The 14738-nt window shown below is 52.2% G+C and carries 12 protein-coding genes; 1 reads left to right on the top strand and 11 read right to left on the bottom strand.

The window, feature by feature from the left end; all coding sequences use genetic code 11:
• Window positions 1–146: 146 nt before the first annotated feature.
• The 3 genes from HMPREF0673_RS14995 to pyrE all read right to left on the bottom strand — a co-directional run bounded on the left by HMPREF0673_RS14995 (window position 147) and on the right by pyrE (window position 1481).
• On the bottom strand, window positions 147–278 hold the full coding sequence (locus tag HMPREF0673_RS14995) for a hypothetical protein (protein ID WP_007902972.1): 132 nt from the start codon (window positions 276–278) through the stop codon (window positions 147–149).
• Between the two features lie 15 nt (window positions 279–293).
• A complete protein-coding gene (locus HMPREF0673_RS12090; RefSeq protein WP_007902967.1) occupies window positions 294–743 on the bottom strand; it encodes a polyketide cyclase in 450 nt (149 codons plus the stop codon).
• A 105-nt stretch (window positions 744–848) separates the two neighbouring features.
• On the bottom strand, window positions 849–1481 hold the full coding sequence (gene pyrE / locus HMPREF0673_RS12085; RefSeq protein ID WP_007902963.1) for an orotate phosphoribosyltransferase: 633 nt from the start codon (window positions 1479–1481) through the stop codon (window positions 849–851).
• A gap of 261 nt (window positions 1482–1742) precedes the next feature.
• Between pyrE and HMPREF0673_RS12080 the strand changes: the two genes are divergently transcribed.
• Window positions 1743–3575 (top strand): RluA family pseudouridine synthase, encoded by a 1833-nt coding sequence (locus tag HMPREF0673_RS12080; RefSeq protein WP_007902956.1) that lies wholly within the window; start codon window positions 1743–1745, stop codon window positions 3573–3575.
• Window positions 3576–3601: 26 nt separating this feature from the next.
• Here HMPREF0673_RS12080 and HMPREF0673_RS12075 read toward each other — a convergent pair whose 3' ends face one another.
• The 8 genes from HMPREF0673_RS12075 to fucI all read right to left on the bottom strand — a co-directional run bounded on the left by HMPREF0673_RS12075 (window position 3602) and on the right by fucI (window position 13998).
• Entirely contained in the window at window positions 3602–4708 is a 1107-nt protein-coding gene (locus tag HMPREF0673_RS12075) for a porin family protein (RefSeq protein ID WP_007902953.1), read from the bottom strand.
• Window positions 4709–4716: 8 nt separating this feature from the next.
• The gene (locus tag HMPREF0673_RS12070) at window positions 4717–5310 is read right to left on the bottom strand and encodes a PEGA domain-containing protein (protein ID WP_083825721.1); all 594 of its coding nucleotides are present in this window, start codon (window positions 5308–5310) and stop codon (window positions 4717–4719) included.
• A 17-nt stretch (window positions 5311–5327) separates the two neighbouring features.
• On the bottom strand, window positions 5328–7049 hold the full coding sequence (locus tag HMPREF0673_RS12065; RefSeq protein ID WP_157591715.1) for a hypothetical protein: 1722 nt from the start codon (window positions 7047–7049) through the stop codon (window positions 5328–5330).
• Between the two features lie 375 nt (window positions 7050–7424).
• On the bottom strand, window positions 7425–8741 hold the full coding sequence (gene fucP, locus HMPREF0673_RS12060; protein ID WP_007902941.1) for an L-fucose:H+ symporter permease: 1317 nt from the start codon (window positions 8739–8741) through the stop codon (window positions 7425–7427).
• A gap of 9 nt (window positions 8742–8750) precedes the next feature.
• Window positions 8751–10145, bottom strand: coding sequence for a rhamnulokinase (locus HMPREF0673_RS12055; protein WP_007902937.1), 1395 nt, complete (start codon window positions 10143–10145; stop codon window positions 8751–8753).
• 144 nt (window positions 10146–10289) lie between these two features.
• Window positions 10290–10925, bottom strand: a complete 636-nt coding sequence (locus HMPREF0673_RS12050; protein ID WP_007902935.1) for a class II aldolase/adducin family protein — start codon at window positions 10923–10925, stop codon at window positions 10290–10292.
• Window positions 10926–10938: 13 nt separating this feature from the next.
• On the bottom strand, window positions 10939–12093 hold the full coding sequence (fucO, locus tag HMPREF0673_RS12045; RefSeq protein ID WP_007902932.1) for a lactaldehyde reductase: 1155 nt from the start codon (window positions 12091–12093) through the stop codon (window positions 10939–10941).
• Between the two features lie 129 nt (window positions 12094–12222).
• Window positions 12223–13998 carry an L-fucose isomerase gene (gene fucI / locus HMPREF0673_RS12040; RefSeq protein WP_040596980.1) on the bottom strand — a complete coding sequence of 592 codons (1776 nt, stop codon included), beginning with the start codon at window positions 13996–13998 and terminating at the stop codon, window positions 12223–12225.
• Between the last annotated feature and the right edge of the window lie 740 nt (window positions 13999–14738).

Raw genomic sequence — 14738 nt, 5'->3', positions numbered from 1 at the left:
TTTATATTGGGAGTTTTGACACGCCCTCTTGTGTATCTTTTATTATCGCTATGTAGCAATGGTTATCTATTAATCCGACACGGGTCGTATGACGAGACCGTATGCGCGATTTAATCCGCTGTACTTTGTCTCAACCTTTGTGTCGTTTACATCAGACAGTAGGCGTGTTTCGGGGCAGTGGTGTAGAGCGATGACGACCAATAAGTGCAGAGCGTGCTCTTACTGGTGCGTGTTATGTTCTGTACGTTGCCGGCGGCGTGGGTATGGCAGGATGCCATACCCTCCTATGCAGCTTAATACTGTATCATCTGCAGCACGTCGGCAATCTTCTCGATGCCCTCCTGCAGCGGTTTCTTCACCATCTGTTTGATGAACATGTTTAGCTCAGCCTTGATGGTGAGCTTCATCTTCGACGTGGTGGCGGTGACGGGCAGCAGCTGAATCCAGAAGTTGAACGGGATGGGGCTCTGCTCGCTCTCGAACTTGATGCACTTCGGCTCGTCGCGGTCTACGATGCGCAGGCGGATAGATCCTACTGGCGGCACGTTGACAGAGAGCGAGTCGGAGTCGAACGTCATGTCCTTAATCTTCTCCGCCTGCTGGCGTGCTTCCTCCGGCATCGTGTCCTTCATCAGCTCGTAGCGTTCCTTCAGCGCCTGCAGGTTGCTGAGGTCGCTGAGCTTGTTGTAGACATTCTGCTGCGGATAGTTGATCTGTCGTATTGTACTTTCGAATGTTGTCATGTGTTTTTTCTTCGAAAAATGTTGAGGTGTTGAGATGTTGAGAAATGTGTTGAGATTTGCATAGCTAATGTCACCACATCACCATCTCACCACCACAACACCTTATTACTTCTTCCAGTTAGCTGGGTCCTTGCGCCACTCGTGCAGCAGCTCCACGTCCTCGTTTTTGATGTAGCCCGTCTCAAGAGCCTGCTCTACGACGTGGTCGTAGTCGGTGAGGGTCTCAAGGCGCACGTCAGCCTCGGCGAAAGCCTGAGCCGCAACGGGGAAGCCGTAGGTGTACGATGCCACCATGCCCACTACCTGGTAGCCTGCCTCGCGCAGAGCAGCAACAGCCTTCAGTGAGCTGCCACCGGTAGAGATGAGGTCTTCTACAACAACCACCTTGGCACCAGCCGGCAGTTCGCCCTCGATGAGGTTCTGCATACCGTGGTCCTTAGCCTTAGAGCGCACGTAAACGTATGGGAAGTTGAGCTCGTCGGCAACCAGTGCGCCCTGAGCGATAGCGCCGGTAGCTACGCCTGCCACTGCCTCTGCCTCGGGGAAGTGCTCGAGAATGGTGTGTACGAGTTCGAGCTTAACGTATGAGCGCAACCAAGGGAACGAAAGAGTCTTGCGGTTGTCGCAGTAGAACGGAGATTTCCAACCTGATGCCCATGTGAACGGATCGTTGGGCTGAAGCTTGATTGCCTTTACTTCGAGAAGCTTAGAGGCGAAGTCTTTTTTGAGTGTACTCATTGCTATAATGTTTAATTATTAATTGTTAATTTTTAATTGTTACCTTTCGGATATTTGATTGAGGTGTTTAGTCTTGGGTATTCAATAATGCAAATGTAGATAAAATTATCGAAAAACCGACGTATTATGCCCCACAATTTGTAAAATTCAATAACTTTGCAATCAATTCAACACTCAACATTGGATAATTCCAAATTCGACATTGAATAATTCAAAATCGGCGAAGCCGACAATTCAAAATTCAAAACTCAAAACTCGAACATGCTCCACGCTCTTTCCACTTCCACCCCTTCACCCCGTCAGTTCACTTATCCGTTCTGCTACGACGTAGACCCGCTTGCAGAGGCTGCCTCTGAGGAACTTCAGCACTATATCGCCACGACAGGTCTGATGAGTGCGGAGAAGGGTTGCGGAAAGATGTTCGGTGTGCTCGTTGTGGAGTATAAAGACGAGGAGGGTGCATTACAGCGCGGATTTCTTGCTGCCTATTCTGGTCTGCTCGGAGGCAGGAACGACTGGCAATACTTCGTGCCGCCCGTGTTCGATGCGCAGCAGCCCGACGGACATTTCAAGCGCACGGAGCGCGAGATTAGTGCCATCAACCGTGAGATTAGTGCCATCGAACACGATCCGCAGTATCTGCAAAGCGTGGCGCAGCACGAGGAGATGACGAAACGATTGCAGGCTGAGGTGGAAGCGTTCAAGGTGGAGGTAGACGCAGCCAAGGCACGCCGCGACGCACGCCGCAAGAGTGGCGAGCCGCTGAGCGAGGAGGAGCAAGCGGAGATGATACGCGAGAGCCAGTTTATGAAGGCTGAGCTGCGCCGCCGCCGCAAGGCGATGGAGCAAGCCGAATCAGCATTCCACAATCCACACGCCACACTCTTGAAGTCGCTTCATCGCAAGCGCAAGCAGATGAGCGACGAGCTGCAGCGTTGGCTCTTCGCGGCTTATCGTATGCTCAACGCCAAAGGCGAGGAGCACGACCTCATCGACATCTTCCGCGAGTACACGCACGCCATGCCCCCAGCCGGAGCCGGCGACTGCTGTGCACCGAAGCTCCTGCAATACGCCTATCAGCACCGCCTGCGCCCCGTCTGCATGGCGGAGTTCTGGTGGGGCGAGTCGCCTGCGTCGGAGATAAGACACCATCTGCACTACTATCCGGCGTGTCGCTCGAAGTGTCTGCCCATACTCACGCACATGCTCAAGGGACTCGACGTGGCGCCCAATCCGCTCGCACAGAAGCGGCACACCGCAGAGCCGCGCGTGCTGTATGCGGACGAGTATATCCTTGTGGTTGACAAGCCGGCAGGTATGCTGTCGGTGCCGGGTAAGGCGGACGACTCTGCAAGTGTCAGCGTTGAGGAATACTTTGCGAACAATTCAAAATTCAAAACTCAAAACTCAAAATTCCTCAAAGCTGCCCATCGTCTCGATATGGACACGAGTGGATTGCTTGTGCTCGCCCGCACCGAGCAGGCGTATGTAGAGTTGCAGCGTCAGTTCGCCAGTCGCGAGACCGTGAAACGCTACGAGGCTGTGCTCAGCGGTGTGCCGAAGCATATTGTAGGAGGCTATGGCATTCCTGCCGTAGCCATTGCAAATAGTTGTAGCCATTTGTATTTCTATGGCCAAGGGCTACGGCAAGAATGCCGTAGCCTCCTACGACTTGAACCGTTTGCTATTCAATTTGCCAAGTATTCATCGGGCTGCATATCTCTGCCTCTCATCGCCGACATTAACGATCGTCCGCGCCAGCGTGTGGACATGGAGCACGGCAAGCCCGCACTAACATTATATAATATAGTAGAGGTGAGGGCAGCGGATGCGAATACTGCCGTGGCGTACACAACAAAAAAGGCGGACAAGAGCCTAACCCTTGTCCACCTATATCCTAAAACCGGTCGTACGCATCAACTCCGGGTGCATTGTGCCCATCCGCAAGGACTCGCCTGTCCTATTCTTGGCGACCCCCTCTACGGCACAGAGCGCGCCGACCGTATGTACCTTCACGCTGCCGAACTCACGTTCCGTCACCCCATCACGGGCGAACCGATGCACTTCCTTTCGCCCAGCGGCTTTCTGTTGTAGTTTTGTTCTTAACAGTTCAGCGCTTTTTATTCTGCGCTGAACATATACGAAACACCGAAGGTGTACTTGTTCTGGATTGTCTTAAAGTCGCCCTGCGAACGGTATGATTTATGGTCGTTCAAGCCCTTACCATACTGGAAGTTGAGTTGGAAGGCACCTAAGCGCAAGCCTGCGCCAACCTCCATAGCCATGTTGAACTTCTTTGGAAAACCGTCCTCTTCATAGAAGTCTGTATAATCCTCAATATCTTCGTCCTTGGCAGAGAAAGCACCGTGGATGACATAGTTGAAGCCCAAACCTCCGTGTACCGACAACGCCACTTTTCTGCCGAAAGGAATACGATAGTACAGGTGGACGGGCACATAAGCACAATGCTCTATGAACATGTCATAGTCGTACTTCTTGCTTGTCGACACATATAGCTCGTAGAATAAACCAGTGTAAAGACCCAAACCAAACTTGAAGCACGGCTGGAAGTGCAGACCTGCTTGCATACCCTTCAGAGTCTTTCCCTTTCCGTCCGGCCAGACACCGTTCTCCTTCAGTTTCTGTCCTTCGCCCGTTGTTACAAGCTGCTTGTAGACATAAGCCAGAGAGAATCCCACCGGTGCTATGTCGTACTCGCGCTGCCACGGCCATATGACATCGTTCTTCGCACTAAGCTTGAACACCTGTGTCTGCTCAGGCTTGTTTACGTTGATGAACTTCTCCTTCGACTTGCCATTGTATGACACTCTGAACGAGTGGGTGCCGTAGGGAAGGTTCACCTTGTAGCTCGGCTCACTGGTGTACTTGTCTTTGTTGTCTACGACAAGTTCTGCGTATACTGGTTTACCGGCATATCTTGTGAGTACCTGCACATTACCTTTCTTGATAGGGTAGAGCTTAATCTCTGTCTGCGAAGAGATGTCGATAGTCTGCTCGTCAATCTGCGTGTCGTTGTATCCCTTCGAACCAGTGTGAATAGCCTTGAACGTGTGCGGACCTACAAGCACTTCATAGTTGTGTATCGGTGCCTGACCGATGAGTTGGTTGTCGATGTAGATAGTAGTGTTGTCCTCCGAGCTGATGATGTTGATGTTGCGACGCTCACGGAAGTCGAAATCGTCGAAGAAGGTGTGACCCTCTTCCACATCAATCTTTACCTCCTTAGTCTTAGAGCCGACATCAGCTTAAGGTCGTGCTTGCCAAAGCGCTGCTCTGAAATCTCGCATGGAGTCTTGCCGTGGTGATTGCCGTCAAGATACACGTCTGCACCGTCGGGCAACGAGTGTACAACAATTGTAGTAGTGCGGTTGTTCACGAGTGTCACGTCGTACATACCTTTCTCTTTCAGCTTTGGCAACGAAAGACGAGTACTCTTGCCGTATGTCGGATGACTCATCTCCAGCCACATGTTGGTGCCCTTAGAGAGGGGGACAATCCATTCTTGCTCGTTCTCCAGGAACTGGGTGTCGTGTACACTTGCGTTGGCAGAACCGATCACTTTCAGTTTTGACATCTCCGAAACTGACATACCCGTCACTTTAATACGCACGATAGCACCAATCTCGCCATTCATGTCTGTCCATGTCTTCTCGGTGATGAAGTGTGCAGTGAGATTGCCCAACTGTCCTGATGCGTCGTGGAAGTCGTTGCTGAACACCATCTGTGCCTTGCTCTGTGTGTCGGTCTGTGCATACATAGCAGTATGCATTACACATACTAACACAAATAAGAATAATCGTTTAATCATAGCTTTATTTTTGACTGTTATTTGTTAAATCGTGAAATGAACTCCTGTAGCGACATCATATTGTTCTTGTCTGGCTGCCACAGACGTACGTGTATTATAGGTAGCTTTCCGCGTGTGTCGAACACCATTGTGAGATAGCCGTCGTCCGAATAGCCTGTCGACTCGTAGCGTTGCTTTATTTCGATGCCAAACGCAGCTCCCTTGTTTATGCCGTTAATGGCAGGGAGGTCGATCATTCTTGTTACATTGTCCTCGAACTGCAAGTGTACGTATTCGCGAGTGTTGAATATCTTTCGCAAACGATCGATGTACTCTGTCTTTGAGAGCTGGCTATAGGCAATGTCTTTCGGTCCGCCAAGGTCGAGCGACTTGCTGCGGTCGAATGCTCTCTCAGCGTTGTTCAATTTCTTCAGTATGGTACCTGTGATGATGAGTGCATCGTCAGAGAAGATGCTATTGATATAATCGGTGCGTTTCAGAGCAAAAGCCGTCTGGTAGTCTTCCATGAAGTTGAGGATTGCCCAACGCGACACTTCTGGCCACGATGCGGCTGCGTTCATAATGTCGTTCTCGGCACGTTGTGTCAGTGCGAATGCCACCGACTCTATCTTTCTCGATTCGGGGTTGAATCTGTAAACCAGTTTTTCCATGAACGCCTTGCCGTTGCGGAACTGTCGCTTGATGTTTGTGGCTCTTCCGATGATGTAGCCATCGGCGATGATGAAGTTGTGGCTTTGGGCTTTGCCCACAAGGGTCACCTTGCCATTCTTTGCCATAAGGTTGGCGAAGAGCGTGTAGCCTTCAGGTGTGAAATAGTTGAAAGCCGACTTTGGATTGTTTGATGATATGGCTGCCTCTACGGCGAGCACTGCCTGTTGCAAATCGTCTGTGTTGTCGGCGTTCTGCATGGCTATAGAACGTTTGTCGTTTGTGGGTTGAGCCGCAAGTATCTCGGCAGATGCAAGCATGGGTGCTGCGGCTTTCTTCTTGCTGTTGTTTTTTATTGCGATGGCTACAGAAGAGTTGATGTTTGGGAGAATACCGGCGTTGAATGCGCCTGCTATGTCCGAGTCGGTGGGGTCTACCTCGTTGCGGAAACGTAGCTCGTATGTGAGATGTAGCTTTCCGTCGGCAGGTATCGATGCCATCGATGCTTCGCCAATGCCGTCGCGTGCTACTATCGGACCAACAATGCTTTGGCCGTCGTTATATTTGAAGTTCAATGATGACACGGGCTTACCATTGTATGTGAAGTCGAGAATTATATTCTTGTCGTCTTGAATTTCCTTGACGCTTGCATTAATCATCGCAAGTACCGACTTTATCTTTATCGGTAACAAAGAGGTTGCCTCACCCTTCTTGTCGTTAAACTCTATCTCTACGGGTTCGGGTGTCGTCTTTGCTAAAACCAAAGCCCAGTAGTAGTTTCGGAGAGCTTCATCAATCATCATACGACTCTCGGCTGTCTTGCCTGCGTCCACCATGTTGACAATGTGGTTTGCACGCTTCTCGAACATCTTCTTAACCTCGCTACGCGGCATGAAGCAGAAGACTTTTGCGTTTGGTTCTTCTTCCAGTACGCGCATCTGTACATTAGTGAACTTTGCTGAACTTACCGATTGAAGCACTGCTTTCTGCACGCTGTTGTCGTTGCTCTCTTCGTCGTAAGAGGAGTTGTACACCGAGACAGATATCTGCACGCTCATTTGGCGTAGTGCTTCTCCTTCGGCATCACTCATTGTTGTGCCATTACCTTCACCCCAAATGTAATTCGAATTCTTCTTAATCTCATCTATTGATTGGGCGTGACTATACATTGTGAAAATAGCAAGGATAGTTAATGTAAGAGCTCGCTTAAATAGTTTCATGTTGCTTTTCTTTGAATGTTTTTATCGTTTCGTTATAGTTAATTCTTGCTTTGTCAGACAAATGTTGGAAAATCCGTGCAAAAGTATAAAATAATATTGTTTAACCAAAATTTTATTAAAAGAAATTAATATATACGTGTTATAAATGTTTGTAACGACCGATGCGGATGCTATGTGTTTTAGCGAAAAGCAATAAAAAAGCCATTGCATCAGTTGTTGCAATGGCTTTTGTTATGGAATGATGTGTTATCCTTTCAGCTTGTTCTTGCTTCTCATGTACGTGCGCTGTCCGTAGATGGCGATAACGACGAAGCAGATGAACGGCAGTACGAACGAGACGTTCACGGCTGGCATACCAAAGAGCTCACCACGGTCTATGATGGAAGCCTGGAGCGGAGGCAGAACGCTACCGCCGAGGATGGACATGATGAGACCTGCTGCGCCAAACTTCGCATCGTCGCCCAAGCCAGTAAGGGCAATGCCGTAGATAGTGGGGAACATGAGCGACATACATGCGCTTACGCCGACGAGACAGTACAGACCGTAGATGTTGTGCATGAAAATCACACCACATACGAGTGCACCGCCTGCAATGGCGAGTATCATAAGCAGCTGTCCAGTGTTGATATAGCGAAGGAGGAACGTGCAGATGAAGCGCGAGCAGCAGAAGATGACCATCGCGATGATGTTGTACTGCTGCGACATCACTTCGGCTGCCTGCTCCGTCATGCCCTCAGCCATGAGGATTGGCGTGCCGTACTGGATGATGAAGGTCCAGCACATGATCTGTACGCCGACGTAGAAGAATTGTGCTATGACACCCTCTCGGTAGTGGGGCAGCGAGAAGATGCGGTGCAGCGTGGGCACGAAGTTGATGTCGTGGTTCTTGTCGCCGTTGTGAGGCATCTTCTTGATGAGGATGAGCATGAACATGGCGAAGATAACGATGCCGATAGCAAGGTACGGAGCAATCAGAACACTCAGGTCGCTCTCCTTCACCGCTTCAAACTGTGCATCGTTGAGCTGGGCACGTGCTGCCGTATCAAGCGGATTGAGCTTTGCCTGGATGAAGTTCATAGCCACGAACATGCCCAGCAATGAGCCCATCGGGTTGAACGACTGCGCAAGGTTCAGTCGGCGTGTTGCCGTCTCCTCTGTTCCCATTGAGAGGATGTACGGGTTCGACGATGTCTCGAGGAACGACAATCCGCATGTGAGGATGAAGTAGGCTGCGAGGAACGGATAGTATTCGCCCGTCATCTTTGCCGGATAGAACAGCAGAGCACCGAGCGCATACAGTCCGAGTCCGACGAGCACGCCTGCCTTGTAGCTGTAGCGGCGTATGAACATGGCTGCCGGGAACGCCATGGCGAAGTAGCCGCCGTAGAACGCCACCTGGACGAGTGCGCCGTCTGTCGCCGACATGCGGAAAATCTTAGAGAACGCCTTCACCATCGGGTTGGTGATGTCGTTGGCGAAGCCCCACAGGGCGAAACACGACGTGATGAGGATGAACGGGACGATGTAGCTCACGCCGTCCTTTGATAGAATAGGTTGTTTCATTTGCTTTGTTTAGATTTCAATTTTACGCATCTCTGTCACCGATTTCACTTCGCCCTTGGCGAGTGCCTGGCAGAGTATGTTGCCTATGGCTGTTGCCTCTACGGGTCCTGCCTCCACGGGCACGCCGAGTGCTTCTTCTGTAAGACGGTTGAGTAGCTTGTTCTGCGATCCGCCGCCGATGATGTGCAGCTTCTGTATCGGCTTGGGCAGCATCGAGTTGAGATGTGCTGTTGCCTCGGCATACTTCGCTGCGAGCGACTGCAGTACGACGCGCGTGGTGGCAGCCTTCGACTGTGGCACTTCGAGCGCGTGCTCCGCGCAATAGTCGCAGATAGCAGCCTGCATCGACTTGGGATTCTGAAACTCCTTTGCGTCTACCGGTATCACGGTCTTTATTTCGGCTTCTGCGGCAGCGGCGAGGAGCGTGTCATACTGCTGTTCGTCGCCTTCTTCCTTCCATTCTGCCATAAGACGCTGCAGGAACCACAGTCCGGTGATGTTCTGCAGGAACGTGATCTTGCCGCCTATGCCGCCTTCGTTGGTGAACTCGGCGCGGCGTGCCTCTTCGGTGAGTATCGGCTCGTTGAGCTCTACACCCAGCAGCGACCATGTTCCGGAGCTGATGAACGCCACGGGGCTTTCGTCGTCCTTAGCCGGAACCGCCGCTACGGCACTCGCCGTGTCGTGCGAACCGACAGCAATAACGTCCACTTCGCCCAGTCCGGTCTCCTCGGCTATGTCCTTACGCAGCTTTCCGCGCACGGTGCCCGGCATAACGATGGGGCAGAAGAGGTGGCGCGGCAGCTGGAGACGGTCGATAAGTTCCCAGTCCCAGTCGCGTGTCGTGGCGTTGAGCATCTCGGATGTTGAGGCTATAGTGTACTCGGTGTTCGCCTCGCTGGTGAGGAAGTAGGAGAAGAGGTCGGGCGTGAAGAGCATCTTGTCGGCTATCTGCAGCTGCGGCGAGTTGGCTTTCTTGAGACTCAGGAGTTGGAACAGCGTGTTTATCTCCATCACCTGCGTGCCGTTCACGCTGTAGTGGGCGGTGCGGTCGGTGTCGGCGAAGAACTCGTCAGTCATGCCCTGCGTGCGTGCGTCGCGGTAGCAGACGGGGTTGCCGATGAGGTCGCCGTTGCGGTCGATGAGTCCGAAGTCGACACCCCATGTGTCCACGGCGATGCCCGACACCTTCAGTCCGAGCTGTGACGCCTTGCGCAGTCCGGTCTTCATGTCCTCGAAGAGGGCAGGGAAGTCCCAGTAGACGTGCTCGCCGAGGCGCACCTGTCGGTTCTGGAAGCGGTGTACGAGCTGCATGGTGAGCTGCTTCTTTCCGCCTTCGGTTGTAATAGTTCCGGCGACGACTCGTCCTGAGCCGCCGCCGAAGTCGATAGCTAAATAGGTCATATTGATAAGGTTGATGTGGTGAGGTGTTGATGTGGTGAGGTGGTGTGGTGAGGTGGTGATGCGTTGAGATGGTGACAATAGCAACATCTAATCTCAACACCTCAACACCTCACCATCTCAACACCTCTCCTTCTCACCATCTTTTTATCCCTTCTTTCCCAACACGTAGCTTTCAAGGTCGTCGATCTCCTCGTTGGTCAGCGTGTTATACTTGCCGCCGCTGAGCACGATGATGCGACATGCCATCTCGAAGAACATTGCACGCTCGAACACTTCGTCGAAGGTCTTGCCGCAAACCACCTGACCATGCTTCAGCATGAGTGCAGAGTTGTGGTCCTTCAGCGCGGCCTTAACAGCCTCGGCAAGCTCTGGTGAGCCTGGGCGGAAGTAGGGGATGACCGGTATCTCGCGACCTACGTGGCACGGCACCTCGGCTGTTACGTTGAAGTCCTTCGGTGTCTCTGTCATGCACGACACAACGGTTGCATACTTCGACTGGAAGTGGAGCACTACGTCGCAGTCGGGACGCTCGCGGAGCACGCCGAGGTGGAAGCCGCTCTCCATTGAAGGCTTCACGCCGTTGAGCACAGCGCCGTCGCTGACGCGGCAGATAGACACCTTCTCTTTCGGAAGTGTCGGCACCCATGAGCCAGTGCCTGAAACGAGCGCTTCGTCGCCGATGCGCCATGAGATGTTGCCACTTGAGCACAATGTCAAGCCTGCATCGCCTACGCGGTGAGCCTGACGCAGAAATTCCTGTATCTGATAATCCTGTATCATGTTTTTTTCTTTATTAAAACGCTTTCTTGTAGAGTTCGAGGATGTCCTCTTCCGTGATGTCGCGTGGGTTGCCCGGTGTGCAGACGTCAGCAAAGGCTGCCTTAGCCAGACGCGGCAGGTCTGTCTCCTTGATGCCGAGTTCTGCGAGATGCTGCGGAATGCCTACGCGGATGCTGAGCTGGCGCACTGCGTCAACAGCTGCCTCGGCAGCCTCTTCGCGAGTCATGCCTTCCTTGTATGCGTTCATCGCCTTGGCGATTGTGACGTACTTGTCGAGCGCTGCAGGAGCGTTGAACTCCATCACGATAGGCAGGAGCAGAGCGTTAGCCACGCCGTGCGGAATGTCGAAGATAGCGCCGAGCGGGTGAGCCATGCCGTGTACTGCGCCAAGGCCGACATTAGAGAACGCCATGCCTGCCACGTACTGAGCCACAGCCATTCCGTCGCGAGCCTCGGGGTTGGACGGCTCGTTAACGGCTGTCTCCAGGTGGCGTGCGATCATCTCGATAGCCTTAATCTCGAACATATCGCTCATCTCCCAAGCACCCTTTGTGATGAGGCCCTCGATGGCGTGAGTGAGTGCGTCGAGACCGGTAGCTGCGGTGAGCGAGCGCGGCAGAGTGTACATCAGCTCTGCGTCTACGATGGCGATAGCGGGGATGTCGTTAGGGTCGACGCATACCATCTTCTTCTCGTTCTCCTCATCGGTGATGACGTAGTTGATGGTCACTTCGGCTGCTGTGCCGGCTGTTGTAGGCAGGGCGATGATTGGCACCGACTTGTGCTTGGTGTCGGCAACGCCTTCGAGCGACACTACGTCAGCAAACTCAGGGTTGTTGGTGATGATGCCGATGGCCTTCGATGTGTCGATGCTCGAACCGCCGCCGATGGCGAGCAGGAAGTCGGCACCCGACTTGGCGAATGCTTCCAGACCGAGCTTCACGTTCTTTACGGTCGGGTTCTGCTTTATCTCGCTGAACACCTCGTATGGTATCTGTGCCTCGTCGAGCACGTCGAGCACTTTCTGTGCAACACCAAACTTAATAAGGTCTTTATCGGTGCAAACAAGTGCCTTGTGCAAACCGAGACGGCGTATTTCGCCAGGCAACTCCTTGCGTGCGCTGGGGCCGAAGTAAGATACTTCGTTGAGGATAAATCTTCTGGTCATTGTATTTAGAGCCCCTTCCCTCCCTCCCCAATCGGGGAGGGTGATTGATGAGGCGATATTTAAAATATTAGTATTCTGCCCTTCTCTCTCCCTCCCCGTCGGGGGAGGGTCGGGGAGGGGCTTTTTGTTTTATTTGTAAATCGGTCCGTAGTTCTTGCAAGCGCGGAAGTCTGCGCCTTCCTTATCCATGCCGAATGCGTTCCATGAAGCTGGGCGGAAGATCTTCTCGTCCTCCACGTTGTGCATACAAACCGGAATGCGGAGCATAGAGCAGAGCGTGATGAGGTCGGCACCTACGTGTCCGTAAGTGATGGCACCGTGGTTAGCACCCCAGTTGTTCATCACAGAGTAAACGTCCTTGAACGGAGCCTTGTCGGTGAGGCGTGGAACGAACCATGTGGTAGGCCATGTCGGGTCGGTGCGCTTGTCGAGAACCTTGTGGATTTCTGGGTCAACGTCTACTGTCCATCCCTCAGCGAGCTGCAGAACCGGACCGAGTCCCTTCACGAGGTTCAGACGAACCATTGTTACGGGCATACCGCCGCGTGTGAGGAAGTTTGAAGAGAAACCGCCGCCGCGGAAGTAGTCGCGGTTAGCCGGATACCATGTGGTAGCCTGGAGGCAAGCGTCTACATCCTTGTCTGTCATCTCCCAGAAGTGCTTCATCACTGGTTTGCCCTCTGCGTCAGTAGCTGCGCCAGAGCCGTCGAGTGTTGTTGCACCCGAGTTGATGAGGTGGATGATACCGTTAGCTGCCATACCGGTAAGCTCCTTGCCAGTAACGCGCTTCACAGCCTCAGGGCTCCAGTAGGTACGCACGTCAGAGAAGATTTGTGCTCTGCCCGTGAGCAGGTGGTTGAAGAGCATAGCCACGCCGTTGCCAGCATCGTTCTCCGTAGCCAGTGTGATAGGCTCGCGCAGACCGTTCCAGTCGAACGAGGTGTTCATGAGTGCTTCAGGATAGTCGCCGTTCGGGTAGAAGTCGGTCCATTGGCGCTGGCCCTGGAAACCGCCTGCGATGGCGTTGTGTCCGATAGCCTCCTCCTTGTAGCCGAGCTCGGCGAGGCGCGGGTTGCCGTGCATGAGGTCCTTCATGATCATCATCATCTTCACGATGAACTCCCAGTCCTGGTCCTTCTGCTCGCGTGTCTTTGCCTTCTCGGGGCGGTTAGCGATGTCCTCGCCCTCGTTGGTCATGCAGTTCTCGCGTGTCCACTCCATAGCCTTCTCAAACTCTACGTGGTCGTAGATGCCTTCTGTCATGCGGCGGATAATCTCGGTGAGGTCAACGCTCTCGTTGCGCATGCCGAGATACTCCTGGAAGAAGTTCGGGTCGACGATAGAACCTGCGATACCCATACATGCCGAACCCATAGAGAGGTACGACTTGCCGCGCATTGTAGCCACTGCCTGAGCAGCGCGTGCGAAGCGCAGAATCTTCTCTGCCACGTCAGCCGGTATAGAGTCGTCGGCGAGGTCCTGCACGTCGTGTCCGTAGATGCCGAACGCGGGCAGACCCTTCTGTGCGTGAGCAGCGAGCACGGCTGCCAGATATACTGCGCCCGGACGCTCCGTGCCGTTGAAGCCCCATACAGCCTTCGGCCAGTGCGGGTTCATGTCCATTGTCTCAGCACCATAGCACCAGCATGATGTGACGGTGATGGTAGATCCAACACCCTCGCGCTCAAACTTTTCAGCGCAGGCAGCACTCTCTCCGACGCGTCCTATTGTAGTGTCAGCGATGACACACTCCACGGGTGAGCCGTCACCGTTGCGTAAGTTTTCTGTGATAAGTTTTGCAACCGAACGTGCAAGGTTCATTGTCTTCTCTTCAAGACTCTCGCGAACGCCACCCTGACGACCGTCGATGGTGGGGCGAATACCAATTTTTGGATACTTGTTCATAGATTTGTTTTTTTTAGGTTTTATGTGAATGTTTTGTTTTCTTCGGTTTTTAGTGCGCATGGTGGCACACGAGTAGTGCAAATTTACGGCAAAAAAATGATATGAGCAAATAGCTCTACATATTTATTATTGTGCTGTGTTATTTCATGTATTACATTGGTTGATATTTTCGTAGCACTAAAACAATGTTGCCGTAGCACTCAAACAATATTGCCGTAGCACAAAAACAACATTGCCGTAGCGTGGCAATAACACGAGCTTTCTACTGCTGTCTTTTGATGGTATTTCTCGCGCGTATAATAATATAATGTGTGCGTCCACAATGTGACGTTTTAATTGTAAACAACTGTTAAAACGAGCATAAATTCTCAACTTTTCCCTTCAAAAGTTTTGGTGGTTTACAAAAAAGCTATACCTTTGCATCCGCTTTCGAACAGCAACGGTGTCTCAAGCAAACGTGAGAGATGCGGAGCGAAACAGGAAGCGAACAGAAACAAGAGTTCTTTGAAAAGATTTACATAAGACAGAAGTAGTACAAGAAGCGAGAACGATGAACAATCGTTCTTGGGTAGAAGAAAAACGAACCGTCAAGTTTGTTTGACTTTAAACTTAAAAATGGAAGCTCGTTCTGAACAGATACAAACAAACAGCAGTTTGAATTCCTCGCGAAAGCGTAGGGAGGCTTAGAAAGGCCTAGTAAGGCTTAAGCTCAAGCTTGCTGGTAAAAATATTTTACAATG

Source organism: Leyella stercorea DSM 18206, assembly GCF_000235885.1.
In the GTDB taxonomy this organism is placed as follows: domain Bacteria; phylum Bacteroidota; class Bacteroidia; order Bacteroidales; family Bacteroidaceae; genus Prevotella; species Prevotella stercorea.
Note: the sequence above shows the minus strand (reverse complement) of the source record. Positions and strands in the feature narration are given on the sequence as shown.

Excerpts from the sequence above, each read along its gene's own strand:
- HMPREF0673_RS14995 (WP_007902972.1), bottom strand. The coding sequence starts at position 278 with ATGGCATCCTGCCATACCCACGCCGCCGGCAACGTACAGAACATAACA.
- HMPREF0673_RS12090 (WP_007902967.1), bottom strand. The coding sequence starts at position 743 with ATGACAACATTCGAAAGTACAATACGACAGATCAACTATCCGCAGCAG.
- pyrE (WP_007902963.1), bottom strand. The coding sequence starts at position 1,481 with ATGAGTACACTCAAAAAAGACTTCGCCTCTAAGCTTCTCGAAGTAAAG.
- HMPREF0673_RS12080 (WP_007902956.1), top strand. The coding sequence starts at position 1,743 with ATGCTCCACGCTCTTTCCACTTCCACCCCTTCACCCCGTCAGTTCACT.
- HMPREF0673_RS12070 (WP_083825721.1), bottom strand. The coding sequence starts at position 5,310 with ATGATTAAACGATTATTCTTATTTGTGTTAGTATGTGTAATGCATACT.
- HMPREF0673_RS12065 (WP_157591715.1), bottom strand. The coding sequence starts at position 7,049 with ATGAGTGATGCCGAAGGAGAAGCACTACGCCAAATGAGCGTGCAGATA.
- fucP (WP_007902941.1), bottom strand. The coding sequence starts at position 8,741 with ATGAAACAACCTATTCTATCAAAGGACGGCGTGAGCTACATCGTCCCG.
- HMPREF0673_RS12055 (WP_007902937.1), bottom strand. The coding sequence starts at position 10,145 with ATGACCTATTTAGCTATCGACTTCGGCGGCGGCTCAGGACGAGTCGTC.
- HMPREF0673_RS12050 (WP_007902935.1), bottom strand. The coding sequence starts at position 10,925 with ATGATACAGGATTATCAGATACAGGAATTTCTGCGTCAGGCTCACCGC.
- fucO (WP_007902932.1), bottom strand. The coding sequence starts at position 12,093 with ATGACCAGAAGATTTATCCTCAACGAAGTATCTTACTTCGGCCCCAGC.
- fucI (WP_040596980.1), bottom strand. The coding sequence starts at position 13,998 with ATGAACAAGTATCCAAAAATTGGTATTCGCCCCACCATCGACGGTCGT.